This is a genomic window from Nostoc sp. CHAB 5715 (assembly GCF_020829685.1).
GTDB lineage: Bacteria > Cyanobacteriota > Cyanobacteriia > Cyanobacteriales > Nostocaceae > Nostoc.
The window spans coordinates 1-2743 of sequence record NZ_JAIVFR010000977.1 but is presented as its reverse complement, the minus strand read 5'-3'; the positions used below and the strand labels follow the sequence as shown (position 1 = coordinate 2743).

2 protein-coding genes and 1 pseudogene are annotated in these 2743 nt (G+C 38.2%); 2 read left to right on the top strand and 1 reads right to left on the bottom strand.

The window, feature by feature from the left end; all coding sequences use genetic code 11:
• Window positions 1-209: 209 nt before the first annotated feature.
• Window positions 210-755 (bottom strand): annotated as a pseudogene (locus LC574_RS34645) (Uma2 family endonuclease).
• A gap of 405 nt (window positions 756-1160) precedes the next feature.
• Here LC574_RS34645 and LC574_RS34640 point away from each other — a divergent pair.
• Complete coding sequence (locus LC574_RS34640) at window positions 1161-1691, top strand: hypothetical protein (protein WP_229458136.1); 531 nt, start codon at window positions 1161-1163, stop codon at window positions 1689-1691.
• A gap of 226 nt (window positions 1692-1917) precedes the next feature.
• Window positions 1918-2743: protein-glutamate O-methyltransferase CheR (locus tag LC574_RS34635; protein ID WP_229458137.1), on the top strand; the 826-nt coding region annotated here is incomplete at its 3' end.

Here is a 2743-nt window from a genome sequence, read left to right as displayed (position 1 = left end):
ATCGCAAAATTCTTCAGGTCAAAACGAGTCCATGAGATTGCTTCGTCGTTCCTCCTCTCTACGAGACGCACTCGCGTTCGCAATGACAGTTATTCTCAAGAGCAAAATAAAAACTGGGATGCACCCAGGATAAAGCTTGTAGGGTAGTCTTAAATAAATTTTTGGATTGGCGTATCCTTGTATCAAATTGATATAGAATATGGTCAATTTTATAATAATTTTCTTAAAAGCAAGGTAAAACCAGGCACAATATCTTCACCGCTTAATACTGCCGTAGCTGGATATTGAGTAATTGAACCATCCCGGCGATAAACAAAAGCTTGCTGATTTTTACTATCAATTAACCATCCTAATTGAACACCATTACTAATATATTCTTCCATCTTGGCTTTAAGTTTTGCCAAGCTATCGTTTTTAGAACGAATTTCAATTACAAAGTCGGGTGCTAAATTAATAAATTTGTCTTCTTCTTCATCCCAACCTTCTGGCAAACGTCCTTTAGCTACAAAAGCAGCATCAGGCGATGTCTAACGACAAGCCGCTACGCGTCTACGCACTGCCGTATTTGCTAATCTAAAACCTGTACTTGAACTAAAAACTTCACCTAAATCCTGACTTTCTACCCAATTCAACAAATAGGCTCCTGCTTTTATTTCTCGATTACCAGAAATTCCACCAGTTGGGGGCATAGTTTCTAACATTCCATTAGCATTGCGTTCAAACCGCAGTTCTGGGTTTTGCGAACTCATCAGCATTAATTCTTCATCAGTGACAGTATACAAAGACTGCACCGTTATTTTTTCGCTGGTCATGATGATCCCATCGCAAGCTTGATAGATATTTCAATTTTAGATTGATATTCAATTACTTCTGTACCCCTTTCCCGCTCTAGTTCTCTGTGTCTGGAGCAGTTTGTTATAAAATTGACATTAACATCAGTGCAATATCTGATTACAAGCTGTTTTATTCCTTCAAAACAATGCTCTCAGTCAGAAGTGGATAAAAGTTTCATAGGAACTAGACAAATAGCCTTTTTACAGACACGATATAATCATGTGTCTCACGAACAAATTTTGGCTTTTAGGTTCTTTCTCTAGATAAAAAATCTTTCTCTCGGTAGACAGGTGTACTTAAATTATTATGACTGCTATGTTACTAACATGACAATAGTAAGACGAAACGCCCTAAATACAACCGTAAGTTCTTCAGTAAATCCTCCAGAGACCTTGGCAGAAAAGGTAATTGAAGCAGAGCGTATGCACGATGTTCTGCTTTTACTGCAAAACTTGATTAACAGTGAAGAAGCCACTGTGAAACTAATTCTGGATTGTCTCTATGATGTTGGTTCAGTCAATCTGATCAACCAAAAGCTTCGCTTAAAACCCCTAAACAGGGTGATGAAATTAATTGCGCGAATGTCCAAACCAGTTTTTAGAACTTTGGCTTTAAATTGGTTTAAGAAAAACTGTCCTCAACTAATTACTAATTGGCTACATACGCAGGTAACTTTTGAAAGTACCCAAAAGATACCCCAACAAATAGCTGTTGAAGTTGCAGAACTTCAACCATATCCCATACCACAGAGAGAAAATCTGAGCCAAGAGATTAAAAATCTGCGCTACCAGATGAGATGGCTAGTTGGGATTTCAATAATAGCGATCGCTGCTTTAGGAATAACAGCCATTAGGTGAAACCCAAACCCATAAGTAGCACCGTTATCAAATTTAATAGATCCAGCAAGCTATTTTCGGCGTAAGATTTACTTGGGTTAGAAAAATCCTACCACTTAAAATGTGAATAATTTTTTCTCCATCAGGTGTTTTGGGAAATATTTGTTTGGCTAACTCCAAGCAGCTTAACTCGTTGTATTGCCAGCACATTTAAATAACTGGCTCAACATATATGCTAATTCGTACTATGACTTTACCCAAGCCAACCTTGGAGGATATAGAAATACATCTGCTTTTGGAAGGTGTGTATCAGTACTATGGTTATGACTTTCGTGATTATGCTCTTTCCTCACTCAAGCGCCGCATTCAGGGCTTCATGGAATTAGAGGGGTTAGCAAATGTTTCTGCATTGCAAGAAAGGTTACTTCACAACCGTGCCTATTTGGAACGATTTTTGCTTGCTCTGACAGTGAATGTAACATCAATGTTCCGCGATCCCAGCTTTTATCACGCCTTTAGAAATCAAGTTATCCCCTTCTTGCAAACCTATCCGTTTATTCGCATCTGGCACGCTGGATGCTCGACTGGTGAAGAAGTCTACTCAATGGCAATTTTACTACAAGAAGAAGGGCTTTACCACCGTTGCCGCATATATGCCACTGATACTAATGAGAAGGTATTACAAAGTGCCAAAAGTGGGATTTTCCCCCTAAAACTCATGCAAGAATATACTCAACTTTATCTGAAAGCAGGTGGCAAGAAGTCTTTCTCAGAATATTATACAGCAGCTTATGATAACGCTATATTTCGCTCATCTCTAAGAGAAAACGTTGTTTTCGCCCAGCATAATTTAGCAACTGATAGCTCTTTTAACGAGTTTAATGTCATCCTTTGCCGTAACGTCCTGATATATTTCAATCAGGTACTTCAAAAACGGGTACACGAACTGTTTTATAATAGCCTTTGCACCTTTGGTATTTTGGGTTTAGGAAGGCAAGAATCTATCAGGTTCACCCCTTATGAACACTACTATGAAGAAATAGTCAAAGGTGAGAAAATATATAAGAAAATTG

Excerpts from the sequence above, each read along its gene's own strand:
- LC574_RS34640 (WP_229458136.1), top strand. The coding sequence starts at position 1,161 with ATGACAATAGTAAGACGAAACGCCCTAAATACAACCGTAAGTTCTTCA.